This is a genomic window from Caulobacter sp. GW821-FHT10F06 (assembly GCF_058809215.1).
The window spans coordinates 111,588-135,162 of the sequence record NZ_JBXASK010000005.1 but is presented as its reverse complement, the minus strand read 5'-3'; the positions used below and the strand labels follow the sequence as shown (position 1 = coordinate 135,162).

Here is a 23,575-nt window from a genome sequence, read left to right as displayed (position 1 = left end):
TGGCTTAAGTGACCCGCAATGCGTAAGGCCGCCCTTTCCCTGTTCTGTTTGGCTCTGTCGGGCCTCGCCGCGACTTCCGCCTGGGCCGCCAAGCCGCCAGTGGTCGTCGAGCTGTTTACCGCGCAAGGCTGCACCTCGTGCATCAAGGCCAACCAGTTGGCCGCCGACCTCGCCGAGCGCGACGGCGTCCTGGCCCTGACCTATTCGGTCGACTACTGGGATTACCTGGGCTGGAAGGACACCTTCGCCAAGCCCGGCTTCGCCGAGCGCCAGCGCGCCTACGTCAAGAAGTTCGCCCTGCGCGACGTGCCCACGCCGCAGGTGGTGGTCGGCGGTCGCGTCCAGGCCTCGGGCGCCAAGGCCGAACAGGTCGAGGACTTGGTCAAGACCGCCGCCAAGGCCCCGTCCAATCCGCCGGACATGGAACTCGTCGGCAAGACCCGCGTCGCGGTCGGCTCGGGCCCCGCCCCGCGCGGCGGCGGCGAGGTGTGGCTGGTGCGGTTCGATCCGCGCGAGCAGGAGATCGCCGTCAAACGCGGCGACAACAAGGGCCAGACCCTGGTCCACAAGAACGTCGTGCGCGAGCTGGTGCGCCTGGGCCCATGGTCCGGCAAGCCCCGGCTCTACCGCCTGCCTGCACAGAGCGACGACGGCCTCGACAGCGTGATCATCGTGCAAGGCGCCAAGGGCGGTCGCATCCTGGGCGTGCTGGAAACCCCAGCCGAGCGCTAGACGCGCCTCAAGCTCAAGACCATCTCAGATGCAAAAAACCCGCGCGACCGGGGGGAGCGGACACGCGGGCTCTTTAGGAGAGGGGCTCTTACTGTCGGCGACCGGCTCCGGAAACCAGGCGGGCTGGGGGGCTGGTCAGGAACCTGGGGTCCCGAAGCCGGTCGTTCGACACTGTCTTTATCGAGGGCCAACCCGGCGCTGAATGGACCAAAGAAAGGTCCTTTCGCGGCGGTATGAGGCGATGGAAAGGCCAATGCCCAAGCTTTGGGCCCGGCGCCGGAACGCCAAAAGCCCGCGCGGTGGGGGAAATCCGCGCGGGCTCATAGGGGAGGGGATGGTTGGTTCTGTCGGCCGACCGGCCCGCGATCGAGGGGGGCTGGGGGGGCTGTTCAGGATCCCGGGACCACGAGATGTCCGATCAGCCGACACTGGATTTATGGCGGCGCAAACAGGCGGCCGATGGACCGAATTAAGGTCCTTTCGCGGCGCGTCATGACCGACCTGTTGCAAATTCCCCAAGCGTGGCCGTAACGCCACGTCTCGCCAGACCGGCTGATTTGGGTCTAGGATTCGTCCGATGGCGTTGGATCAGCAGTTTCCGTCCGCCCCCTCGCCCGGCGGCGTGACCTTCTTCGAGCGGCGCGAGCTGGATACGCTCATGCGCCTGTATGGCCGCATGGTCGCGGCCGGCGAATGGCGCGACTATGGGATCGCCGGCCTGTCCGATTGCGCGGTGTTCTCGATCTTCCGCCATGCGGCCGAGGCCCCGCTCTATCGGGTTGAGAAGCGACCGGCCCTCGCCCGCAAGCAGGGCGCCTGGGCGGTGTTCGGCCAGGGCGGCCAGATCCTCAAGCGCGGCCACGAGCTGGCCCAGGTGCTGAAGGTGTTCGAGAAGGGCAAGTTCTCGGTCGTCGACTGAAGAGGCCTTAGAACGTGAAGGCCAGCTTGGCGCCCACGAACCGGCCGTCGTTGTCGTAACCGCGCGCCGTCCCCATGCCGCTGTAGTCGGCGCTGGGCTTGAGGCCGCACAGGACGCCGGCGGAGGCCGTCGGCCCGTCGCCGGCGATGCGGCTTTCCACCGAGGTCTTGGCGATCCCGCGCGGCAGCTGCGCCGGCGCGTTGGCGTAGCGGACGGGCAAGGAGAGGTCCGGCCTGGAGATCTGTATCGCGGCGTCTCGCGCCAATGACATCGCCGGAGCCCTGGCCGAGGTCGGATAGGGCTTGAGACCGGCCGTCTCGGCGTGCGCGCCGCCGGCGGCGGTGAGAACCAGACAGGTCAGAAGGATCAGGGCGCGCATCATCAAGTCCTCGAAACTGTCCCCAGCACGAACATGACCCCTCCCATCAGGTCCGTCGAGGCGTCGCCCACGAAAAAGCCCCGGCGGTTTCCCGCCGGGGCTTCGTGTTTCAGGTTCGAACCCGGATCTAGCGGCGCGAGCCGAAGATGCTGAGCAGAAATTGGAACAGGTTGATGAAGTTCAGATAGAGGTTCAGCGCGCCGTAGTTGGTGGCCACCGCCATCGAGTTCTGGTCACCGCCCATCTGGTAGTAGCTCATCTTCAGGTTCTGGGTGTCGTAGGCGATCAGGCCCGCGAAGATGAACACGCCCAGGATGCTGATCACGAAGCTCAGGCCCGGCAGGTGCAGGAACATCTGCGCCAGCGAGGCCAGCACCAGGCCGATCATGCCCATGATCAGGAAGCTGCCGAAGCCGCTCAGGTCCTTCTTGGTGGTGTAGCCGAACAGGCTGAGGCCGCCGAAGGCGATGGCGGTGATCAGGAAGGTCGAGGCCACCGAGGCGCCGGTATAGGCCAGCAGCCACACGCCCGAGCCGGCGCCGATGGTCGCCACCAGGGTCCAGTAGAAGACGCCCGACGATTGCGCGGTCGGGTTCTTCATCGCGAACATGGCGATCAGCATCATCGCCAGCGGGGCGAAGCGGACGATCGTGCCCAGCATCGTGAAGCCGGCCAGGCGGCCGTCCGGCGTGGTCAGGTACAGCAGGTTGGTGACCGGCGCATAGGCGCTGGTCAGGTACGCGAGGCCGGCGGACAGCAGGAGGCCCAGGGCCACCTTGTTGTAGACGCCGAGCATGAAGCTGCGCAGGCCGGCGTCAACCGACATGTCGGCGCGATCCGCCGGGATCGAGCGCGCGTAGCCGCGGTTGAAGTCGTTCATCGAGGGAAAACCCTTTGATTGCATCACGCCCAAGTTGGACGCCTGACGAATATCGGCATCCCGGGGCTTCCGCGCAAGGCATGGCTGTTGAGACCCGCGCCAGACCGCCTAAATAGGTCCCAACGCAAATCAGAAAACGGTCGGGACGCGGGATGGATTATTCGGAACTGGGACGGACCGGCGTGATGGTCTCGCGCTGCTGCCTGGGCACCATGACCTGGGGCTCGCAGAACAGCGAAGAGGAGGCCCACGCCCAGATGGACTACGCGCTCGAGCGCGGCGTCAATTTCTGGGACACGGCCGAGATGTATTCCAGCCCGCCAGACCCCAAGACCCAGGGCAATACCGAGCGCCACATCGGCTCCTGGCTGAAGAAGACCGGCAAGCGCGGCGAGATCGTGCTGGCCTCCAAGGTCGCCGGTCGCGGCAGCGCCTTCGGCGGCCTGACCTGGATGCGCGGCGATGGCGCGCCCACCCGCCACACCAAGAGCCAGATCGACGAGGCGGTCGAGAACTCGCTCAAGCGCCTGAGCACCGACTATCTCGATCTCTACCAGCTGCACTGGCCCGACCGGCCGGTGCGGGTGTTCGGCGGCCAGACCTTCAAGGACTACGAGCAGGACTACGAGACCTTCGGCGACATCCTTCAGGCGTTGGACGCTCATGTTAAGAAGGGCACGATCCGCGCGATCGGCGTCTCCAACGAATTCCCGTGGGGCGTGATGCGCTTCCTGGCCGAGAGTGAGACGCGCGGCCTGCCCCGCATCGCCTCGATCCAGAACGCCTACCACCTGGCCAACCGCACCTTCGAATACGGCCTGGCCGAGATCGCCATGCGGGAGCAGGTCGGCCTGCTGGCCTATTCGCCGCTGGCTCAGGGCGCCCTGACCGGCAAGTACCTGGACGGCCAGCTGCCCGAGGGCTCGCGCAAGGCGCTCTACAACCGCATGCAGCGCTATGAGGGCCCCGGCGCCGAGACCGCCATCCGCGCCTATGTCGATCTTGCCGGCAAGTTCGGCCTGGATCCGGCCCAGCTGGCCCTGAAGTTCTGCGACGCCCGTCAGTTCGTCACCGCCACCATCATCGGCGCCACCTCGATGGACCAGCTGAAGATCGCCATCGACGCCTTCGACCTGACCTGGACCGAGGAGCTGGAAAAGGCCGTCAACGCCATCCACGCGGCGCAACCGAACCCCTGCCCGTAAGGTCGATGATCCGTCTCTTCACCGCCATCACCGTCCCGCCCGAGATCGGCCAGGGCCTCCTGTCCCGCCAGCACGGGATCGAGGGCGCGCGCTGGCGGCCGCTCGAGGCGTTCCACATCACGCTGAAGTTCATCGGCGACGTGCAGGAGCCGGTCGCGGCCGAACTCGACGAGGCCTTGGCCGAAATCGAGGCGCCGGCCTTCGACCTCGAACTGGCGGGCGTCGGCCATTTCGGCGAGGGCGTCGAGATCCACGCGGTCTGGGCGGGCGTCGGCGAGAGCCCGGACCTGCGGCAGCTCGCCAAGGCCAATGAACGGGCGGCGCGGCATGTGGGGCTGAAGCCCGAAAGCCGCGTCTACACCCCGCACGTCACCCTGGCCTATCTGAAGCGCCCGGCGGTCCCCGAGGTCGGCGCCTGGGTCCAGGCCAACAACCTGCTGCATTCGCCGGCGTTCCGGGTGGACAGCTTCGGGCTCTATTCCAGCTGGCGGACCAGCGAGGGCTCGGCCTACCGACTGGAGCGGGAGTATCCGCTGGGGTGATGCAACCCGCGCGGGGTGTCCCTTGACGCCCCCCACGCCAGGCCGCAGAAGCCGACTGTGACCGACATCGCCCCCCCGCCGCCCGAAACCATCCCCGCCGCGACCGCCAAGAAGGGCGGGGGGATGATCCGCTCGTCGATGATCTATTCGGGCCTGACCCTGGTCAGCCGGTTCATGGGTCTGGCGCGGGACCTGGTCGTCACCGCGCGCCTTGGGGCCAGCGCCACCTTCGCGGCGGACGCCTACAACACCGCCCTGATGTTCCCCAACCTGTTCCGGCGGATCTTCGCCGAGGGCGCCTTCGCGGCCGCCTTCGTGCCGGCCTATTCCAAGGCCCTGGAGAAGGAAGGCGAGGAGAAGGCCGACGAACTGGCCGCCGACGCCATGGCCACCCTGGCGGCGGCCACCATCATCATCACCGTCGTCGCGCAATTGGCCATGCCGTGGCTCATGTACCTGATCAGCCCGGGCTTCGCGGCCGAGCCGGCCAAGTTCAAGCTGGCCGTCACCCTGACCCAGATCTCCATGCCGTACCTGCCGTGCATGGCCATCGTCGCCCACCTGTCGGGCGTGCTGAACGCTCGCAACCGCTTCATCCTGTCGGCCGGCGCGCCGGTGCTGCTGAACTTGATCATGCTGATCGCCATCTGGCCTCAGAAGAACAGCCACGACGCGGCCTTCGCGGCCTCGTGGGCGATCCTGGCGGCGGGCGTGGCCCAGGCCGCCCTGCTGACCTGGGGCGTCAACAAGTCCGGCGCCAAGGTCCACTGGCGGCTTCCGCGCCTGACGCCCGAGATCAAGACCCTGCTGGCCCTGGCCGTGCCCGGCGCGATCGCCGCCAGCGCCTCGCAGGTCAATGTGTTCGTCTCGACCGTGCTGGCCAGCCATGTGAACGGCGCCCGCTCGTGGCTGGCGACCGCCGACCGCCTGTACCAGCTGCCGCTGGGCCTGGTGGGCGTGGCCATCGGCGTGGCCCTGCTGCCGCGCCTGTCGCGCGCCGTGCAGGCCAAGGATGGCGACGAGGCCCAGGCCGCCATGGACCAGGCGGTGGTGTTCTCGATGGCCCTGACCCTGCCGGCCGCCACGGCCCTGGTGGCCATGCCCAATTTCCTGATCGACGGCCTGTTCCGGCGCGGCGAGTTCAACAGCTTCGACGTGGCCTCGACCGCCGCCGTGCTGCTGTTCTACGGCCTGGCGACCCCGGCCTTCGTGCTGCTGCGAGTTCTGTCGCCGGGCTTCTTCGCGCGCGGCGACACCAAGTCGCCGATGCGGTTCGCCCTGATCTCGGTGGCGGTCAACGTGGTCCTGGGCATCGCGCTCTTCTACGTGATCGGCGTGCCCGGCATCGCCGCCGCCACGGCCGTGGCCTCGTGGGCCAATGTCGGCCAGATGATCTTCACCCTGGGCAAACGCGGCGACTACTGGCCCAGCGCCAAGGCCTGGGGAAAGCTGGTCCGCGTGCTGGCCGCCAGCGTGGCCCTGGGCCTGCTGCTGGCCACGGTCCAGGCGTTCCGTCCGGTGATCGAGGGGCCGCTGGCCGGCGTCCACGTCGTCGGCATCGGGGCCAAGGAGATCGCGGTTCTGGGAACCTGCGCGCTTGCAGCGGTAGTCTACCCGGTGCTGCTGCTGGCCCTGGGCGGGGTGACGCCGGCCGAAGCCAAGGCGGCGCTGCGGCGCAAGGGCAAGGCCTAGGTCTTGCCCTGCGACGTCGCCAGCGGTAACCAACGTCCATGGCTACGATCGGTCTCTTCGCCTCGCGATGGCGCGGCTCCAACTGACATCGACCGCCGCGTTTCGGCGCGGCTCGCACAGCTGTGCGTTCGCCATTTCAAGTTTCAAGATCCAAGGCTGAAGCCATGACCGACCAAGCTGCCGCCGCCTATGCGGGCCCCGCCCGCGTGCTTTCGGGCGTGCAACCCTCCGGCGCCCTGCACCTGGGCAACTATCTCGGCGCGCTGGTGAAGTTCGCCCGCCTGCAGCACGAGATCGACACCTTCATCTTCGTCGCCGACCTGCACGCCATCACCGTGTGGCAGGACCCGGCCCTGCTGGCCCAGCAGACCCGCGAGATCGCCGCCGCCTATCTGGCCGCCGGCCTCGACCCGGCCAAGGCCACCATCTTCCCGCAATCGGCCGTGCCCGAGCACGCCGAGCTGGCCTGGATCTTCCAGTGCGTCGCCCGCCTGGGCTGGCTGGACCGCATGACCCAGTTCAAGGAGAAGAGCGGCAAGCACAAGGAGCGCTCCAGCGTCGGCCTCTACACCTATCCGGTGCTGCAGGCCGCCGACATCCTGATCTACAAGGCCACCCACGTGCCGGTGGGCGAGGATCAGAAGCAGCATCTGGAGCTGACCCGCGACATCGCCGGCAAGTTCAACCACGACTTCGGCATTCCGGGCGGCGCGCCGAACTTCTTCCCGCAGCCCGACCCGCTGATCCAGGGCCCCGGCGCGCGGATCATGTCGCTGCGCGACGGCTCGGCCAAGATGAGCAAGTCCGACCCGTCGGACTACAGCCGCATCAACCTGACCGACGACGCCGACGCCATCGCTGCGAAGGTCAAGAAGGCCCGCACCGATCCCGAGCCGCTTCCGGAAACCCTGGAAGAGCTGGCCACCCGCGCCGAGGCCGACAACCTGGTCGGCATCTTCGCGGCGCTCGATGGGCGGACCAAGGCCGAGGTTCTGGCCGAATACGCCGGCAAGGGCTTTGGCGCCTTCAAGCCGGCCCTGGCCGAGCTGGCGGTCGAGAAGCTGGCCCCGGTCGGCGAGCGCATGCGCTCCCTGCTGGCCGATCCGGCCGAGATCGACGCGATCCTGGCCAAGGGCGCGGCGCGGGCTCGCGAAGTCGCGGCCCCGACGGTGGCCGAAGTGAAGAAGCTGGTCGGCTTCTGGGGGGCTTGAGCCTCGACGAAAACGGGCGTCATCCTGCCGTGATGGATGACGCCTCCAAGAGCCGCCGCAAGTTCCTGGTCATCGCCGATGACAGCCCGGAATTTGGCGCGGCCCTGCGCTTTGCCTGCCGCCGAGCTCGCTCGACGGGCGGCTGCGTGGCGATGCTGCGGGTGATCGCGCCTGCCGAGTTCGAGCACTGGAGCGGAGTGCGCGACGAGATCGAGCGCCAGGAACGCGCCGAGGCTGAGGTGCTGCTGCACGGCCTGGCCGACCAGGTGATCGCCGAGACCGGCCTGCCGCCCGAGTTCCTGATCCAGCACGCCGAAAGCACCCGCGCCGCGGTCAAGGCTGTGGTCGCCGCCGACCCGGCCATCAAGATCCTGATCCTGGCGACCTCGGTCGGCGGGCGCGGGCCGGGGCCCCTGATCTCGGCCATCGCCAAGGACGGCGTCGGCTGGAGCGGGCGCAAGCTGCCGGTCACCGTCGTTCCCGGCGACCTGACGGACGCCGAGATCGAGGACTTGGCTTAGGCCACTTGCCCCCTACTGACCGCTACGCGGTCGTCTTCCCCCATAGGGGGAAGATGGAATCCGCGCTTTTTCATCTTCCCCCTATGGGGGAGGAGCGCCGCAGGCGCGGAGGGGGCAAGTTGGCCGCCTAAATCCGCTCCGGAATCCGCACCTTCAGCGTCTCGTACCCCTTTACGAAGGTCGACAGCACCCGCCTCGGCTCGTCCAGCACCTCAATCTTCGGAAACCGCGCCAGGATCTCTTCCCAGACGATCTTCAGCTGCATCTCGGCCAGGCGGTTGCCCACGCAGCGGTGGATGCCGAAGCCGAACGATAGGTGGCGGCGGGGGTTCTCGCGGTCGATGATGAAGGCGTCGGGGTTCTCGATCACCGTGTCGTCGCGGTTGCCCGAGACGTACCACATGACGACCTTGTCGCCCTTCTTGATGGTCTTGCCGGCCAGCTCGACATCTTCCAACGCCGTGCGGCGCATGTGGGCCAGCGGCGTCTGCCAGCGGATGATCTCTGAGACCATAGACGGGATCAGCTCGGGATTGGCCCGCAGCTTGGCTTCCTGCTCGGGGTTCTTGGAGAGGGCATAGAGCCCGCCGGTCAGGGAATTGCGGGTGGTGTCATTGCCGCCGACGATCAGCAGGATGATGTTTCCGAGGTACTCCATGGGCGGCATGTTCTTGGTCGCCTCGCCCTGGGCCAGCATCGAGATCAGGTCGCCGCCCGGTTCGGTGGCGTTGACCCGCTCGTTCCAGAGGTTGGTGAAATAGCCCAGGCATTCGAGCAGCTCGGCCCGGCGGGCGTCCTCGCTCTCGACGATGCCGCTTTCCGGCGAGGCGGTGGCGACGTCGGACCAGCGGGTCAGCTTGCGGCGCTCTTCCCACGGGAAGTCGAACAGTGTGGCCAACATCTGGGTGGTCAGCTCGATCGACACCTTGTCGACCCAGTCGAAGGGCTCGCCGATCGGCAGACTGTCGAGGATCAGGCACACCCGCTCGCGGATGATCCCTTCCAGCTTGGCCAGGTTCACGGGCGAGACGATCGGGCTGACGGTCTTGCGCTGGATGTCGTGCTTGGGCGGATCCATGGCGATGAACATCGGCAGGACGAAGTCCTCGTCGAAGTTGCGGATCGTGATCCCGCCCAGATGGGCGTCGCTGGAGAACACCGCGTGATTGGTGTCGACCGCCATGATGTCGTTGTACTTGGTGATCGACCAGTAGGGCCCCGTGTCCTCGTCGCCCTTGGAGAAGTGGACCGGGTCTTCCTTCCGCAGGCGCTCGAAATAGGGCCACATGGCGTCGGCCTTGAACAGGGCCGGGTCGGCGACGTGGTAGTCTTCCAGCGGAATGGACCAGGCCTTGGCGCGCGCATCGGCGCTGAGATCAATCGAGCCGTCGCTCATCAGACCCTCCCACGGATCGTTGTTTTCCGTATCACGCCAGAAAATGACGCCTGTGTCATCTTTATTGTGAGTTGAATTGTGACGCTGCGGCGCACTTGCGCGCAGCGGGGCTCGGGTCCATCTGTCGGGCATGTTCATCCAGACCGAAACCACCCCCAATCCCGAGGTGCTGAAGTTCCTGCCCGGCCGCGAAGTGCTGGGTGAGGGCGCACGCGAGTTCAAGACCGTGGAGGAGGGCGCTTCGTCGCCGCTGGCCAAGGCCCTGTTCGACCTGGGCGACGTGACGCGGGTGTTCTTCGGTCCCGACTTCCTGACCGTCACCAAGGACGCCGACGCCGAGTGGCCGCACCTGAAGGCGCCGATCCTGGCCGCCATCATGGACCACTTCACCAGCGGCCGGGCTCTGCTGCTCGACGCCACTGACAGCGGTCACGACGATGACGGCGTCTATGACGAGGAAAACAGCCAGATCGTCGCGGAGATCAAGGATCTGCTCGACACCCGCATCCGTCCGGCCGTGGCCCAGGACGGCGGTGACATCGTGTTCAGCAAGTTCGAGCCCGCCACCGGCGTGGTCTGGCTGCACATGCGCGGCGCCTGCTCGGGCTGCCCGTCCTCGTCGGCGACGCTGAAGGCCGGCGTCGAGAACATGCTCAAGCACTATGTGCCGGAAGTGACCCGGGTCGAGCAGACGCTGTAGGCGCCGCGAACCTCGCCCTTCGACAGGCTCAGGGTGAGGTTCACTGCAAAGACCTTTCAGTCGAAAACCTCATCCTGAGCGTGTCGAAGGACGAGGTTTTCGCCGCATCGGCTTGCGCGCCCTTCTGAGACGTCTATATTGTAACTATAGAAGTTGCTGATAGCCCTCTTGAGGATCGCAAATGGCCAAGCTCGACGCTCCGGCGCTCGCCCAACTGTTCACCGAAGCCCGTACGCGCAATGGCTGGAAGTCCGACCCGATCCCGGAAGCGGTGCTGCGCGAACTCTATGATCTGGTGAAGTTTGGCCCCACGGCCGCCAACTCGACCCCGGCCCGCTTCATCTTCGTGCAGAGCCCGGAAGCCAAGGCCAAGCTGGCCGCGCTGTCGTCAGGTTCGAACGGTCCGAAGATCCTGGCCGCGCCGGTCACCGTCATCGTCGGCTATGACCTCGACTTCCCTGCGACCCTCGACAAGCTGTTCCCGCACGCCCCGGGCGCCAAGAACTGGTTCGCCGATCCCGTGGCCAAGGAATGGGGCGCGTTTCGCAACAGCTCGCTGCAGGGCGGCTACTTCATCCTCGCCGCCCGGGCCCTGGGCCTGGACGTCGGCGCAATGTCGGGCTTCGACAATGCCGGCGTCGACGCGGAATTCTTCGCGGGCACCAACATTAAGTCCAATTTCATTGCTTCCATCGGCTACGGCACGGAAGACGGCCTCTTCCCGCGCAGTCCGCGCCTCGACTTCGAGGAAGCCGCCAAGATCGTCTGATTTTCAGACCTGAAGTTTGGCCGGTCCGCGTGAGTATGGATCGGTCAGCCTGAGCCCCCGACCGTTTCGACGTTCGGGGGCGACGGTTGTTTTGCGCATCGCGCGCACATCGCGCTAAATGCTCCCATGACCCAGCGCCTCGCCCTGATCGCCCTGCCCATCCTGCTGCTGGCCGCCTGCGGTCCGGTGGAGAAGAAAGCCGACGAGGCCGGGACCGCCCCGCCGCCGGCCGAGCCCAGCAAGAGCGGCGCCGTCGCCGTGACGGTCAAACCCTATGTCGACGGCCCGCTGAGCATCCGCGCCGAGGGCGTCGGCCCGATCACCGCCGCGACCGCCTTCGACCTGCCGACGATCAAGGCCCTGTTCCCCAAGGCTGTGGTCGAGCAGGCCTTCCTGCATTTCGGAACCGGTCCGGCCCAGCCGATCATCAATGTCGAGCAGAACCAGATCCCGCTGATGGAGATCTCCAAGAGCGAGGATGGCGACCTGGGCGCGATCCGCCTGGAGGGCGGCGACGTGCGCGGCCCCAAGGACGAGACCCTGCTGACCAAGTTCTCGTCCCTGGCCTTCGACATCAAGAGCTGCCGTGCCGGCGAGGGCCGTGACGTCAATGGTGTGGTCTGCGTGCGGCCCGAGGCGCCCAACGTCCAGTACCTGATCGGCGTGCCCGGCTGGACCAAGGGCGGCCTGCCGCCGGTCGAGACGCTGAACGCCAAGGGCCAGCTGAACGGCTTCGTCTGGCGTCCGGCCGAGGTGGCCGCCGTCGGCGCGGCCTGATCGTTTCATGTTTTTGCGTACCGCCCTGATCGCCGTTCCGCTGGCGCTGCTCGCCGCCTGCGGGCCGGCGGAGCAATCGGCTGAGCCCGCCTCGGCGCCGGCCGCTGTCGCACCGGCGAGTTCGCTGCTGGCGCTCGACGAATACGCCGTCGGCCCGATCATGGCCCAGACCCCGTTCACGGCCGAGGCGATCCAGGCCCTGCTTCCAAAGGACAAGGTCGAGACAGCCGACGCGGTGATCACCGTCGCGCGCGACGGCGCCAAGATGCTGGAAATCCACGCCGAGCCGGGTCTGGCCACGGTGGGCGAAATCCATATCGCCGGCCGCCTGGCGACGGGCCCGCGCGGGGAGGTGTTCGGCATGCCGTGGCCCAAGCTCGACGTGCCGCTCAAGCGCTGCTGGATGGGAAAGGACGTCTATCGCCACGCCGTGATCTGCACCCAGCCCGGCGAGTCCGTGCTGCGCTACGTGTTCGAGGTTCCCGGCTGGACGGCGGACACGCTGCCACCGGTCGAGGTGCTGGCCAAGGCGACCTTGCGCGACTTCATCTGGAAGAGCGGCGCGGGCGGCTACGCCCCGGCTGGGGGCGGCGCATGATCCTGGCCCTCGACACCTGCCTGGGCGCCAGCTCGGTGGCGATCCTCGACGGCGACCGGGTGCTGGCGTCGCGCAGCGAGCCGATGACCCGGGGCCATCAGGAGCGCATCGGCGTGCTGGCCCGCGAAGTCGCCGCCGAGGCGGGCGTGGCGTTCTCGCAACTGACCCGGATCGGCGTCACCGTCGGCCCGGGGTCGTTCACCGGCCTGCGCGTGGGTCTGGCCTTCGCCAAGGGACTGGCGACGGCGCTGTCGATCCCCTGCGTCGGGGTCAATACGCTCGAAGCCCTGGCGGCCGGCGTCGAGGGCAAGGGCTTCGTCGCCGCCGTGCTCGATGCGCGCATGAGCCAGGTCTATCTGCAGGTCTTCGACGGCGGCGTGGCCCTGATGGCGCCGGATGCGCTGGACCTGGGCTCGGCCGCCGCGCGGCTGGCAGAGTTGCACGGCGGCCAGGCCGTAACCCTGGTCGGTTCCGGCGCGGCGCTGCTGGCCGACACGATGCCGTCGGCTGCGATCCTGACCCCCGCCGCGCCCGATCCGGTCGCGATCGCCCGCTTGACCGCCGCAAGGCCCGCGCCGTCCCATTCGCCCCGGCCGCTCTATCTCCGTGCGCCCTACGCCACCTTGCCGGCCGCATGATCCTCCGCCCCGTGGGCCTGGAGGCCTGTTTCATCCTCGCCGACCTGCACGACCGCGCCTTTGACCGGCCGTGGGACGCGCTGGCGTTCGAGGAACTGCTGAAATCGCCCGGCGTCTTCGCCGTGATGGGCGAGGCCGGCGAGCCCACCGAGGAAAAAGGCTTCATCCTGTGCCGGTCGATCGCCGGCGAGGCCGAGATCCTGACCATCGCCGTCGACCCCGCCGCCCGCCGTCGCGGCTGGGGCGCGGCCCTGGTCGAAATGGCCGCGGGGATCGCCACGGAAACCGGGTCCGAGGCGATGTTCCTGGAGGTCGCGGCCGACAATACCGCCGCGATCGCCCTCTATGCGGCGACCGGCTTCGCCCGGGTCGGATTGCGCAAGGGCTATTATCCCCATCCGGATGGCGCTAGGGACGCGGTTGTCATGCGGCGGGCGCTTAACAGCTAGAGCTCGACCGCCTATCTTGCCATCGACTCAGACGGAGGCGCCGCCTTGGATCGACTTGAAAAGCTCTGCATCGAAAAGGGCATGCGCATGACCGACCAGCGCCGCGTCATCGCGCGCGTGCTGTCGTCGGCCGACGACCATCCGGATGTCGAAGAGCTGCACCGCCGCGCCCACGCCGTCGACCCGCACATCTCGATCGCCACGGTCTATCGCACCGTCCGCCTCTTCGAGGAAAGCGGCATCATCGAGCGCCACGACTTCCGCGACGGCCGCTCGCGCTACGAAGAGACCCCCAGCCACCACCACGACCACCTGATCGACATGAAGACCGGCAAGGTCGTCGAGTTCGTGGACGAGGAGATCGAGGCCCTGCAGAACGCCATCGCGCGCAAGTTGGGCTACAAGCTGGTGGACCACCGGCTGGAGCTGTACGGGGTTCCGATCGAGGATTGATTGAAGATGCTCCCCCTTTGTGGGAGCTGTCGCGGAGCGACTGAGGGGGTCCTCAACGGTTTAGACCGGAGAGGACCCCCTCCGGCCCTCTGGGCCACCTCCCCCGAAGGGGGAGGATCTTCCCAGCGATCTTGCGTGCGGACCTTCGCGCGCTCATAACCGCGCCCATGAGCGAGACCCCGCAAAAGCGCCTCTATATCAAGACCTACGGCTGTCAGATGAACGTCTATGACAGCGAGCGCATGGCCGATGTCCTGCGTCCGCTGGGCTATGGCGTGGTCGACGAGCCCGAAGGCGCCGATCTGGTGGTGCTCAACACCTGCCACATCCGCGAGAAGGCCACCGAGAAGGTCTATTCCGAGCTCGGCTACATCAAGCAGATGAAGGACCGGAAGGCGGAAGGCGGCGGTCGCATGACCATCGCCGTGGCCGGTTGCGTGGCCCAGGCCGAGGGCAAGGAGATCATGAACCGCCAGAAGGCGGTGGATCTGGTCGTTGGTCCGCAGTCCTATCACCAGTTGCCCGAGCTGATCGCCCGCGCCCACCGGGCCACCGGCGAGCGGTTGTCGACCAACTTTGCGGCGGATGAAAAGTTCGACGCCCTGCCGGCCGAGCGCCAGGTGAGCGGCGTCACCGCGTTCCTGACCGTGCAGGAAGGCTGCGACAAGTTCTGCACCTTCTGCGTGGTGCCCTATACCCGCGGCGGCGAGTGGTCGCGGCCGGTCAACGACATCGTCGAGGAAGCCAAGCGCCTGGCCGATCAAGGCGTGCGCGAGGTCACCCTGCTGGGTCAGAACGTCAACGCCTATGACGGCGACGGCTCGACCTTGGCGAAGCTGGTTCGCCAGCTGGCGAAGATCGATGGCCTGGACCGCATCCGCTACACCACCAGCCACCCGCGCGACATGGGCGACGACCTCATCGAGGCCCATGGCGAGCTGCCGGAGCTGATGCCCTATCTGCACCTGCCGGTGCAGGCGGGCAGCGACAAGATCCTGAAGGCCATGAACCGCGACCACACGGCCGACAGCTATGTGAAGCTGATCGAGCGCATCCGCGCCGCGCGTCCCGACATCGCCATGAGCGGCGACTTCATCGTCGGCTTCCCCGGCGAGCGCGACGGCGATTTCGAGAAGACACTGGAGCTGGTCCGCGAGGTCGGTTTCGCGTCGGCCTTCTCCTTCAAGTATTCGCGTCGCCCCGGCACCCCGGCCTCGGCCATGACCGGTCAGGTGGACGAGGCCGTGAAGGCCGAGCGCCTGGAGCGCTTGAACCAGTTGCTGGACGAGCAGCAGAAGGCCTTCAACGCCAGCCAGGTCGGCAAGACCATGCCGGTGCTGTTTGAAAAAAGTGGCCGCCATGCCGGTCAAATCGTCGGCCGCAGTCCCTATCTACAGGCGGTCCATGCCGAGGGCGCGGAACAGCTGATCGGGACCATCGTTCCGGTCCGCATCGAAAGCGCCGCCAAGATGAGCCTGGGCGGCGTGCTGGAAACCTCTTCAGTCCTGGAAACCGCTTGAGCCGCACCCCTGAGTTCCTGCCGCTGTCGGACGACGCCGTTCATGCCGTCTCCGGTCCCAATGGCCGTCACGCCGCCCTGATCGAGGACGCCTTCAAGGTGTTGATCGAGACCCCGGGCGGCGGCGTCACCATCACCGGCGACGTCAAGGGACGCACCGGCGCCAAGCGGGCGCTGAACGATCTGGCCGCCCGCGCCGACGCCGGCGAGGAAGTGGTCGAGGCCGATGTCCGCGTCGCGGTCGGCGAAGCCCAGAGCACGGGCGGCCAGGCCTCGCCCCGCGCGGTGCGCAAGGGCTCGGTGTCGCCCAAGACCAAGGGGCAGGCCCGCTACATGGAGGCCATGGCCAGCCATCCGCTGTCCTTTGGCCTGGGTCCCGCCGGCACGGGCAAAACCTTTCTGGCCGTGGCCCACGGCGCCGGCATGTTGCTGCGCGGCGAGGTCGATCGCCTGATCGTCACCCGCCCCGCCGTCGAGGCCGGCGAGAAGCTCGGCTTTCTTCCGGGCGACCTCAACGAGAAGGTCGACCCCTACATGGCCCCGGTCTGGGAAGCCCTGACCGACATTATGGGCGCCGACCAGCTGCGTCGCCGCCGCGAGAAGCTGGAGATCGAGGTCGCCCCGATCGCCTTCATGCGCGGCCGCACGCTGGCGCATGCGTTCGTCATCGTCGACGAGGCCCAGAACTGCTCGCGCCTGCAGATGAAGATGGTCCTGACCCGCCTGGGCGAGGGCTCGCGCATGGTGGTGACGGGCGATCCGACCCAGATCGACCTGCTCAATCCGCGTGACTCGGGCCTGGCCCACGCCGTCTCGATCCTGGAAGGGGTCGAGGGCGTTTCGGTGTCGCGCTTCACCGCCGCCGACGTGGTGCGTCACCCGCTGGTGGAACGCATCGTCAAGGCCTACGACGCCGACGCAGCCCAGAGCACGCCCCGTTAAATGACCATCACCGTCGACATCGAGATTGAAGACGAAGCCTGGATCAAGGCCGAGCCGGAAACCGAGGCCCTGGTCTGGCGCGCCGCCCAGGCCGTGCTGGACGCCCACGAAGACATCGAGGGCCAGGGGATCGTCATCTTGCTGGCCGACGACGACAGCGTGCAGGCTCTGAACCGCGACTTCCGACAGAAGGACTACGCGACCAACGTCCTGTCCTTCCCGTCGCCGCCCAATCCGGAAGGCCAGATCGGCGATATCGCCCTGGCGTTCGGGGTCTGCCAGCGCGAAGCGATCGAGCAGGGCAAGCCTCTCGCGCACCACTTGCAACATCTGGTGGCGCACGGGGTGCTGCATCTCTTAGGATATGACCACGAAGGCGACGACGAGGCTGAGTCCATGGAGGCCCTGGAACGCGAGATCCTGGCCAAGCTGGACGTGCCCGATCCCTACGCCGGCGATCAGGGGTAAAACGCCAAGGCCATGCCAAGCGACGACTCTAGTCCACAGCCCGCCGGTCCAGCTCGACAGAGCCGGGGCGTGCGGGCGTTTCTCCGCAAGATGCGCAAGCGGCTGACCGCGCCGGTCGAAGCCGCCCGTCCGCCCGAGCCGATCCAGGCCGGCGCTGTCGACATTGTCGACCAGGCCGAGGCCTTCAAGACCCTTCGTGTCGCCGACGTCATGACCCCTCGGGCCGACATCGTCTCGGTCGAGGTCTCCACGCCCTTTGAGGCCCTGGTCGCCCAGTTCACCGAGGCCGAGCACTCGCGGATGCCGATCTATCGCGAGACCCTCGACGACCCCGTGGGCGTGGTTCACGTCAAGGACGTGTTCCGACTGTTGGCCGCCGGCGACAAGCGCCCGGCTGGGACCGACGTCGTTTTGCACAAGGTGCGCCGCGAGGCCCTGTACGTCCCCGCCTCGATGCGCGCCGCCGACCTGCTGCTGCGCATGCGCACCAGCCGCATCCACCTGGCCCTGGTCATCGACGAGTTCGGCGGTACGGACGGCCTGGTGACCATGGAAGACCTGATCGAGGCGGTGGTCGGCGAAATCGACGACGAGCACGACGACGCCCATGCCGCCAGCATCGTCGCCCGCCCCGGCGGGGTGTTCGAGGCCGACGCCCGCGCCCCGCTCGAAGAGCTGGAAGCGGCTCTGGGTCGCGAACTGGCCCCGCGCGACATGGAAGAGGATATCGACACCGTCGCCGGTCTCGTCGTGGCCCTGGCCGGCCGCGTGCCCCAGCGCGGCGAGGTTATCGCCCATCCCGACGGCTTCGAGCTGGAAGTGGTCGAGGCCGATCCGCGCCGCGTGCGCCGCGTGCGCGTGCGTCCCGCCGCCGTTGCGGCCGAAACCGCCGAGGCGGCGGCTTCGTGAACTTCAAGATCCTGACGACCTGGCGCGGGCGCGGCCTGGCCCTGGCGGCTGGCCTTGCCGCCGCCCTGGCCCATCCGCCGTTCGGCCTGCTGCCGGGCCTTCTGGGTTACGCCCTGCTGCTGTGGCAGCTGGACACGATCGACGGTCCGCGTCCGCTGCGCTCGGCCTTCCTGCGCGGCTGGCTGGCGGGCCTGGCCTATTTCGGCCTGGGCACCTGGTGGATCGCCGAGGCCTTCATGGTCGACGCAGCCAACCAGGGCTGGATGGCCCCGTTTGCGGTCGCCGCCATGGCTGGCGGCCTGGCGCTGTTCTGGGGCGTGACGGCCGTGGTCTATCGCCTGGTCCGGCCGCCGGGCGTGCAGCGGGTGCTGGTGTTCGCCGGCGTCTTCGCCCTGCTGGAATGGACGCGTGGCCATGTGCTGACCGGCTTTCCGTGGAACCTGCCGGGCGAGACCTGGAGAGCCGGCTCGGCTCCGTCCCAGGCCGCCGCCCTGGTCGGCGCCTACGGCTTGACCTGGATCACCCTGGCGATCTGCGCCGCTCCGGCCGTCTGGCGCGAGGGCCTGGCCGGCCGTAAGGCGATCGCAGCCGCCGCGGCTATGCTGGCGGCGCTCTACCTCAACGGCTGGATGTCTCCGGCGCCGACGTCCAAGCCCGGCGCGCCGACCGTGCGGATCGTCCAGGCCGACATCCAGCAGGCCGCCAAGTGGGACGCCGACAGCTTCTCACGCATTGTCCAGGCCTATATCGGGCTGACGGCCAGGCCCTATGCCGGCGGCAAGCCCGCCGACATCGTCGTCTGGCCCGAGGGCGCTCTGCCGGCGGCGATCAACGACTATCTCGCGCCGGGGACCTGGGTGCGCCAGGCCATCGTCGACGCCCTGCAGCCCGGCCAGCTGCTGCTGATCGGCGGTTATCGCTATGACGGAACGCCCAACAAACCGCGCTACTACAACAGCCTGATCGCCCTGAAACGCGGCGCCGACGACATCGAGGTGGTTGGAGTCTACGACAAGCATCGGCTGGTGCCGTTCGGCGAATATCTGCCGATGGACGCCCTGCTGACCAAACTGGGGATCAAGAGCCTGGCTCATCTGGGCGACGGCTTCGAGACCGGGCCGCGCCCCGCGCCGCTGCGCATCTCGCCCGACCTGACCGTCCAGCCGCTGATCTGCTACGAGAGCCTGTTCCCGCGGCTGGCCAAGCCCCAGCCGAACGTCCGGATGCTGATCAACGTGTCCAACGACGCCTGGTTCGGCGTGACCTCCGGACCTCTGCAGCACTTGAATCTGGCCAGCTACCGGGCGATCGAGACCGCCACCCCGATCATTCGCGGCGCCCCGACCGGGGTGTCGGCGATTATCGACGCCAGAGGCAAAATCGTGCCGAATGCGCGCCTGGATCTGGGAGAGACCGGCGTTATCGACGGCGTGGTCCCCGAAACGGGCACGGCCACGCCCTTTGCGCGTCTCGGCTCCTGGCCGTTCTGGGCCCTGATTTTGATATCAATGTTCGCCGGAGTTCGCCCAAAGGCGGTTAAGGGCTTTTAATCGTTACAGAACTGTAAGACATAGGCTGAATTAAAACCGCAATTTCAGCTATCAAGCGTAGGCATGAGCGCTCCCTCCGACACCGACCGCCACCCCAATCCGATCGACCTGCATGTCGGGGCGCGCATCCGAATGCGGCGCAAGATCCTGGGCGTCAGTCAGGAACGGTTGGCCGAGGACCTGGGCCTGACCTTCCAGCAGGTGCAGAAGTATGAGCGCGGCGCCAACCGCGTCAGCGCCAGCAAGCTGTACGAGATTGCCCGCAGCCTGCAGTCGTCGGTGGCCTATTTCTTCGAGGGCCTGGCCGATCCGACCGACGCCGACGGCATGGCTGAGAGCGGGTCCGAGCAGTTCGTCCACGACTTCCTGATGACCCCCGAAGGTCTGGAGCTGGCCAGCCTGTTCCCCAGGATCAACCGCTCGAAGGTGCGTCGCCGCATCCTTGACCTGGTCCGCTCGATGGCCGACGAGGAAGTCGCCGAAGCCGAGGACTAGGGGTCCCGCGCGCTTTTGCCGCTTGTTCGGCGGGGCATGAGCGTCGGCGCGGCTTGCCGACATAAACATATCTTTATATGGTCCCCGGCTAACTGGGCGGACACGTCGTCCGCCTGGGCGAAATTATTGGCCGGAGCTGTCCCTTGAGCCGTTCGTCCTACATCTTCACCAGCGAGAGCGTCTCCGAGGGTCACCCCGACAAGGTCGCCGACCGCATCAGCGACACCGTCGTCGACGCCTTCCTGAGCGCCGACCCTGAAGCCCGCGTCGCCTGCGAGACCCTGGTCACCACCAACCGCATCGTGCTGGCCGGCGAAGTTCGCGCGGGCAAGCCCGACGGCGACAAGGCCGCCAACAAGCAGCTGACCAAGGACATTCTGAAGTCGCTGGAGCCCAAGGTTCGGGCCGCGATCAAGGACATCGGCTACGAGCAGAAGGGCTTCCACTGGCAGAAGGCGAAGTTCGCCAACTACCTGCACGGCCAGTCGGCCCACATCGCCCAAGGCGTCGACGCCAGCGACAAGAAGGACGAGGGCGCCGGCGACCAGGGCATCATGTTCGGCTACGCCAGCACCGAGACCCCGGAGCTGATGCCGGCCACCCTGCAATACAGCCACAACATCCTCAGCCACCTGGCCAAGCTGCGCCACAGCGGCGAGCTCTCCGAGCTCGAGCCGGACGCCAAGAGCCAGGTGACCCTGGAATATGACGCCAACGGCAAGCCGACCCGCGTCGTCTCGATCGTGGTGTCGCACCAGCACAAGAAGAAGATCGACGGCAAGTCCGCGACCTCCAAGCGCGTGCTGGACCTCATCCGTCCGCACATCCTGCCGATCTTCCCGGAAGGCCTGATCACCAAGAAGACCCAGTGGCTGGTCAACCCGACCGGCCGCTTCGAGATCGGCGGCCCGGACGGCGACGCCGGCGTCACCGGCCGCAAGATCATCGTCGACACCTACGGCGGCGCGGCCCCGCACGGCGGTGGTGCGTTCTCGGGCAAGGATCCGACCAAGGTCGACCGCTCGGCCGCCTATGCCTGCCGCTACCTGGCCAAGAACGTCGTCGCCGCCGGCCTGGCCGACCGCTGCACCATCCAGATCGCCTATGCGATCGGCGTGGCCAAGCCGGTGTCGTTCCACGTCGACCTGCACGGCACGGGCAAGGTCGATCCGGCCGTGCTGGAAAAGATCCTGCCCGAGCTGATCGGCGGCGCCACCCCGCGCGCCATCCGCCAGCACCTGCAGCTGAACAAGCCGATCTACGCCCGCACCGCCGCCTACGGCCACTTCGGCCGCACGCCGGACAACGAAGGCGGCTTCTCGTGGGAGAAGACCGACCTGACCAGCGAGCTGAAGGGGCTGGCGTAAGCCTCGGCCTTTCCTGACGGATTGAAGCGGGCCTCGATCTTCGGATCGGGGCCCGTTTTCGTTTGGCGCCGTGCGGCTTCGCCTCGCACCTCAGGATGAGGAAGGCAGTACAGAACGCCTCATCCTGAGGCGCCCGCGCAGCGGGCTTCGAAGGATGCACGGCCTCTCCGCTGGCCTCCAACCACGATGACGGCTAAGACGCCGCCCCATGACCTCCCCCACCATTCCCCACGGGCCCCTGCGCTCGTTCGGCCGCATCAAGTCGCGGCCCGTCAAGCCGCGCCAGCAGGCGCTGCTCGACACCCTGCTGCCCGAGATCGCCATTCCCGAGGCGCCGTTCGAGCCCCGCGACCTGGCGACCGAGACCACGGAGACCTGGCTGGAGATCGGCTTTGGCGGCGGCGAGCACATGGCCGCCCAGGCCGGCCGGCATCCGCACGCCCTGATCCTCGGCGCCGAGCCCTTCGTCAACGGCGTGGCCAGTGCGGTCCGCCACGTCGAGGAGCAGGCCCTCAAGAACGTCCGCATCCATGAGGGCGACGCCCGCGACGTGATCGGCTGGCTGCCCGACGCCTGTCTGACGCGGGTGTTCATCATGTTCCCCGACCCCTGGCACAAGGCGCGCCACAACAAGCGCCGCCTGATCCAGCCGGCGGTGGTGACCGAACTTGCCCGCGTGCTGAAGCCCAGCGGTCGCCTGCGCTTCGCCACCGACTGGGCCGACTATGCCGAGTGGACCGTCGAGCGCGTGCTAGCCGATCCGGCCTTCCGCTTCGAGAGCGAGACCGCCGACCGCAATGCCCCGCCGGCCGACCACGTGACCACGCGTTACGAGGAAAAGAAGTTGGGCGACTGCGCGCCGGTGTTCCTGGATTTCTTCAGGGTCTAGGGAGCGGGGCGACTTGCCCCCTACGGGTCGCTTTGCGACCGTCTTCCCCCATAGGGGGAAGATGAATTCATCCGCCCCCTATGGGGGCGGACGACCTGCGAAGCAGGTCAGGTGGGGGCGAGTATCATCCCGCCCCCAGCCTTCAATCAGTAATTATCGTCGTGGCGCTTGATCGCCGCGCGGATGATGTCGGCGGTTTCTTCCAGGTCGGCCCAGCCGGTGATCTTGGTCGACTTGCCCTTTTCCAGATCCTTGTAGTGCTGGAAGAAGTGGGCGATCTGCTCGGTGAGGATCACCGGCAGGTCGCGCCAGCTGTTCACGCCCGTGTAGAAGGGGTGGAGCTTGTCGACCGGCACGGCCAGGATCTTTTCGTCCGAACCCGCTTCATCGACCATCATCAGGGTGCCGATCGGGCGGCAGCGGATGATCGCGCCCGGCACCACCGGGGTCGGGCCCACCACCATGATGTCGGCGGGGTCGCCGTCGTCGGCCAGGGTGTGCGGGATGAAGCCGTAATTGGCCGGATAGAACATCGCCGTGTGCAGGAAGCGGTCGACCATCAGGGCGCCGCTTTCCTTGTCGATCTCGTACTTCACCGGCTCGCCGCCCTGCGGGATCTCGATGATGGCGTTGAGGTCGTAGGGCGGGTTGACGCCCGTGGCGATCTTGGAGAGGTCCATTTTCACTCTTCTAAGGAGTTTGGGTCCCGCGGGGAGGCGGGCCTGCGCGGGCGTCTGTATAGGCTACAAGTATTGCAGTGCGAAAGAGGCCGCGCGCGGCCGGGCGTCACGCAAGACTCTGGGGGCTTCCAACCGCTCGCCTATCGCGCTATATAGCTCCTACATCGTCCGTCAGCGCTGAGTGCGCTTTCGAGCGGCGGCCCGAAAGGCTGCCGCTTTTTCTTTGGCTGTTTGGCGCCCGCGCCTAAGGCCCAGTTTTTGAGTTGAGAAAACCGTTGCGCGGCAAGACGCAGGAAGACCGTGATCTGATCGAGATGCTCGATCCCGTGGCCGAGACCGTCGGCTTCGAGATCGTCCGCCTGCGCCTGATGGGCGGGGCCGAGACGCGTCGGTTGCAGATCATGGCCGAGCGTCCGCTGCTGGAAGACGGCACGGGCGGCGACATGAACGTCGAGGACTGCGCCAAGCTGTCGCGCGCCGTGTCCGAGATCCTGGACGCCGCCGACCCCATTTCCGGCGAATACACCCTGGAAGTCTCCAGCCCCGGCGTCGATCGCCCGCTGACGCGACTGAAGGATTTCGACGATTATGCCGGTCTCGAGGTCCGCATCGAGCTGGACCGCGTGGCCGAGGGCCGCAAGCGCTTCAAGGGCGAGCTCGCCGGCGTCGAGGACGGCCAGGTGGGCCTGAACATCGAGGGCGAGGACGACACCACCGTCTATTTCCCGTTCGAATGGATCGTCGACGCCAAGCTGGTGCTGACCGACGCCCTGATGAAACGCGGCGCCGAACAACGCGCCGCCCGCGTCGCCGCCGATGGCGCTGACGAAGACGATCTCGGCGACGACGCCGACGACGAAGATTTTGACCTGTCCGAAAGTGAAGAGGACTGACC

At 67.3% G+C, this 23,575-nt stretch carries 27 protein-coding genes; 23 read left to right on the top strand and 4 right to left on the bottom strand.

Annotated elements, in window-relative coordinates:
- Window positions 1-18: 18 nt before the first annotated feature.
- Both AC1RUS_RS12590 and AC1RUS_RS12585 read left to right on the top strand, forming a co-directional pair.
- Window positions 19-732, top strand: coding sequence for a DUF1223 domain-containing protein (locus AC1RUS_RS12590; RefSeq protein ID WP_492916566.1), 714 nt, complete (start codon window positions 19-21; stop codon window positions 730-732).
- Between the two features lie 577 nt (window positions 733-1,309).
- Window positions 1,310-1,651 (top strand): DUF2794 domain-containing protein, encoded by a 342-nt coding sequence (locus AC1RUS_RS12585; protein ID WP_492916564.1) that lies wholly within the window; start codon window positions 1,310-1,312, stop codon window positions 1,649-1,651.
- Window positions 1,652-1,658: 7 nt separating this feature from the next.
- Here AC1RUS_RS12585 and AC1RUS_RS12580 read toward each other — a convergent pair whose 3' ends face one another.
- Window positions 1,659-2,033, bottom strand: a complete 375-nt coding sequence (locus AC1RUS_RS12580; protein ID WP_492916562.1) for a hypothetical protein — start codon at window positions 2,031-2,033, stop codon at window positions 1,659-1,661.
- A gap of 124 nt (window positions 2,034-2,157) precedes the next feature.
- Window positions 2,158-2,910: a Bax inhibitor-1/YccA family protein gene (locus AC1RUS_RS12575; RefSeq protein ID WP_492916560.1), complete on the bottom strand. Its 753-nt coding sequence runs from the start codon at window positions 2,908-2,910 to the stop codon at window positions 2,158-2,160.
- Between the two features lie 152 nt (window positions 2,911-3,062).
- On the opposite strand from AC1RUS_RS12575, the gene AC1RUS_RS12570 reads away from it, so the two are divergent.
- The 5 genes from AC1RUS_RS12570 (at window position 3,063) to AC1RUS_RS12550 (ending at window position 8,081) form a co-directional block, all read left to right on the top strand.
- The gene (locus AC1RUS_RS12570) at window positions 3,063-4,115 is read left to right on the top strand and encodes an aldo/keto reductase (protein WP_492916558.1); all 1,053 of its coding nucleotides are present in this window, start codon (window positions 3,063-3,065) and stop codon (window positions 4,113-4,115) included.
- 5 nt (window positions 4,116-4,120) lie between these two features.
- The gene (gene thpR / locus AC1RUS_RS12565) at window positions 4,121-4,657 is read left to right on the top strand and encodes an RNA 2',3'-cyclic phosphodiesterase (RefSeq protein WP_492916556.1); all 537 of its coding nucleotides are present in this window, start codon (window positions 4,121-4,123) and stop codon (window positions 4,655-4,657) included.
- A gap of 57 nt (window positions 4,658-4,714) precedes the next feature.
- Complete coding sequence (gene murJ / locus AC1RUS_RS12560) at window positions 4,715-6,349, top strand: murein biosynthesis integral membrane protein MurJ (protein ID WP_492916554.1); 1,635 nt, start codon at window positions 4,715-4,717, stop codon at window positions 6,347-6,349.
- Between the two features lie 164 nt (window positions 6,350-6,513).
- Entirely contained in the window at window positions 6,514-7,560 is a 1,047-nt protein-coding gene (trpS, locus tag AC1RUS_RS12555; protein ID WP_492916552.1) for a tryptophan--tRNA ligase, read from the top strand.
- Between the two features lie 32 nt (window positions 7,561-7,592).
- A complete protein-coding gene (locus tag AC1RUS_RS12550; protein ID WP_492917104.1) occupies window positions 7,593-8,081 on the top strand; it encodes a universal stress protein in 489 nt (162 codons plus the stop codon).
- A 127-nt stretch (window positions 8,082-8,208) separates the two neighbouring features.
- Here AC1RUS_RS12550 and AC1RUS_RS12545 read toward each other — a convergent pair whose 3' ends face one another.
- Window positions 8,209-9,477, bottom strand: a complete 1,269-nt coding sequence (locus AC1RUS_RS12545) for a cytochrome P450 (RefSeq protein ID WP_492916550.1) — start codon at window positions 9,475-9,477, stop codon at window positions 8,209-8,211.
- Between the two features lie 130 nt (window positions 9,478-9,607).
- Between AC1RUS_RS12545 and AC1RUS_RS12540 the strand changes: the two genes are divergently transcribed.
- The 15 genes from AC1RUS_RS12540 to trmB all read left to right on the top strand — a co-directional run bounded on the left by AC1RUS_RS12540 (window position 9,608) and on the right by trmB (window position 22,000).
- Window positions 9,608-10,177 (top strand): NifU family protein, encoded by a 570-nt coding sequence (locus AC1RUS_RS12540; RefSeq protein ID WP_492916548.1) that lies wholly within the window; start codon window positions 9,608-9,610, stop codon window positions 10,175-10,177.
- Window positions 10,178-10,358: 181 nt separating this feature from the next.
- On the top strand, window positions 10,359-10,946 hold the full coding sequence (locus AC1RUS_RS12535; protein WP_492916546.1) for a malonic semialdehyde reductase: 588 nt from the start codon (window positions 10,359-10,361) through the stop codon (window positions 10,944-10,946).
- A gap of 126 nt (window positions 10,947-11,072) precedes the next feature.
- Entirely contained in the window at window positions 11,073-11,723 is a 651-nt protein-coding gene (locus AC1RUS_RS12530; protein WP_492916544.1) for a DUF1131 family protein, read from the top strand.
- A 7-nt stretch (window positions 11,724-11,730) separates the two neighbouring features.
- Window positions 11,731-12,321, top strand: coding sequence for a DUF1131 domain-containing protein (locus AC1RUS_RS12525; protein ID WP_492916542.1), 591 nt, complete (start codon window positions 11,731-11,733; stop codon window positions 12,319-12,321).
- Window positions 12,318-12,959 carry a tRNA (adenosine(37)-N6)-threonylcarbamoyltransferase complex dimerization subunit type 1 TsaB gene (gene tsaB, locus AC1RUS_RS12520; RefSeq protein ID WP_492916540.1) on the top strand — a complete coding sequence of 214 codons (642 nt, stop codon included), beginning with the start codon at window positions 12,318-12,320 and terminating at the stop codon, window positions 12,957-12,959. The genes AC1RUS_RS12525 and tsaB overlap by 4 nt, the downstream gene beginning before the upstream one ends.
- Window positions 12,956-13,408: a ribosomal protein S18-alanine N-acetyltransferase gene (rimI, locus tag AC1RUS_RS12515; protein ID WP_492916538.1), complete on the top strand. Its 453-nt coding sequence runs from the start codon at window positions 12,956-12,958 to the stop codon at window positions 13,406-13,408. The genes tsaB and rimI overlap by 4 nt, the downstream gene beginning before the upstream one ends.
- Window positions 13,409-13,453: 45 nt before the next feature.
- Entirely contained in the window at window positions 13,454-13,861 is a 408-nt protein-coding gene (locus tag AC1RUS_RS12510; RefSeq protein ID WP_492916536.1) for a Fur family transcriptional regulator, read from the top strand.
- Window positions 13,862-14,028: 167 nt separating this feature from the next.
- Window positions 14,029-15,381 (top strand): tRNA (N6-isopentenyl adenosine(37)-C2)-methylthiotransferase MiaB, encoded by a 1,353-nt coding sequence (gene miaB / locus AC1RUS_RS12505; RefSeq protein WP_492916534.1) that lies wholly within the window; start codon window positions 14,029-14,031, stop codon window positions 15,379-15,381.
- Complete coding sequence (locus AC1RUS_RS12500) at window positions 15,378-16,322, top strand: PhoH family protein (protein WP_492916532.1); 945 nt, start codon at window positions 15,378-15,380, stop codon at window positions 16,320-16,322. The genes miaB and AC1RUS_RS12500 overlap by 4 nt, the downstream gene beginning before the upstream one ends.
- An 18-nt stretch (window positions 16,323-16,340) precedes the next feature.
- Entirely contained in the window at window positions 16,341-16,790 is a 450-nt protein-coding gene (gene ybeY, locus AC1RUS_RS12495; RefSeq protein ID WP_492917102.1) for an rRNA maturation RNase YbeY, read from the top strand.
- Between the two features lie 12 nt (window positions 16,791-16,802).
- Window positions 16,803-17,699, top strand: coding sequence for a hemolysin family protein (locus tag AC1RUS_RS12490; protein ID WP_492916530.1), 897 nt, complete (start codon window positions 16,803-16,805; stop codon window positions 17,697-17,699).
- Window positions 17,696-19,249 (top strand): apolipoprotein N-acyltransferase, encoded by a 1,554-nt coding sequence (lnt, locus tag AC1RUS_RS12485; RefSeq protein ID WP_492916528.1) that lies wholly within the window; start codon window positions 17,696-17,698, stop codon window positions 19,247-19,249. Before AC1RUS_RS12490 ends, lnt begins: the two co-directional genes overlap by 4 nt.
- Before the next feature lie 63 nt (window positions 19,250-19,312).
- Window positions 19,313-19,744 carry a helix-turn-helix domain-containing protein gene (locus AC1RUS_RS12480; protein WP_492916526.1) on the top strand — a complete coding sequence of 144 codons (432 nt, stop codon included), beginning with the start codon at window positions 19,313-19,315 and terminating at the stop codon, window positions 19,742-19,744.
- Window positions 19,745-19,887: 143 nt separating this feature from the next.
- A complete protein-coding gene (gene metK / locus AC1RUS_RS12475; RefSeq protein ID WP_492916524.1) occupies window positions 19,888-21,111 on the top strand; it encodes a methionine adenosyltransferase in 1,224 nt (407 codons plus the stop codon).
- A 208-nt stretch (window positions 21,112-21,319) separates the two neighbouring features.
- Window positions 21,320-22,000: a tRNA (guanosine(46)-N7)-methyltransferase TrmB gene (trmB, locus tag AC1RUS_RS12470; protein WP_492916522.1), complete on the top strand. Its 681-nt coding sequence runs from the start codon at window positions 21,320-21,322 to the stop codon at window positions 21,998-22,000.
- Between the two features lie 146 nt (window positions 22,001-22,146).
- Here the strand turns inward: trmB and ppa are convergent, their stop codons facing one another.
- The gene (gene ppa / locus AC1RUS_RS12465) at window positions 22,147-22,680 is read right to left on the bottom strand and encodes an inorganic diphosphatase (protein WP_492916520.1); all 534 of its coding nucleotides are present in this window, start codon (window positions 22,678-22,680) and stop codon (window positions 22,147-22,149) included.
- A gap of 275 nt (window positions 22,681-22,955) precedes the next feature.
- On the opposite strand from ppa, the gene rimP reads away from it, so the two are divergent.
- Window positions 22,956-23,573, top strand: a complete 618-nt coding sequence (rimP, locus tag AC1RUS_RS12460) for a ribosome maturation factor RimP (RefSeq protein WP_492916519.1) — start codon at window positions 22,956-22,958, stop codon at window positions 23,571-23,573.
- Window positions 23,574-23,575 lie beyond the last annotated feature (2 nt).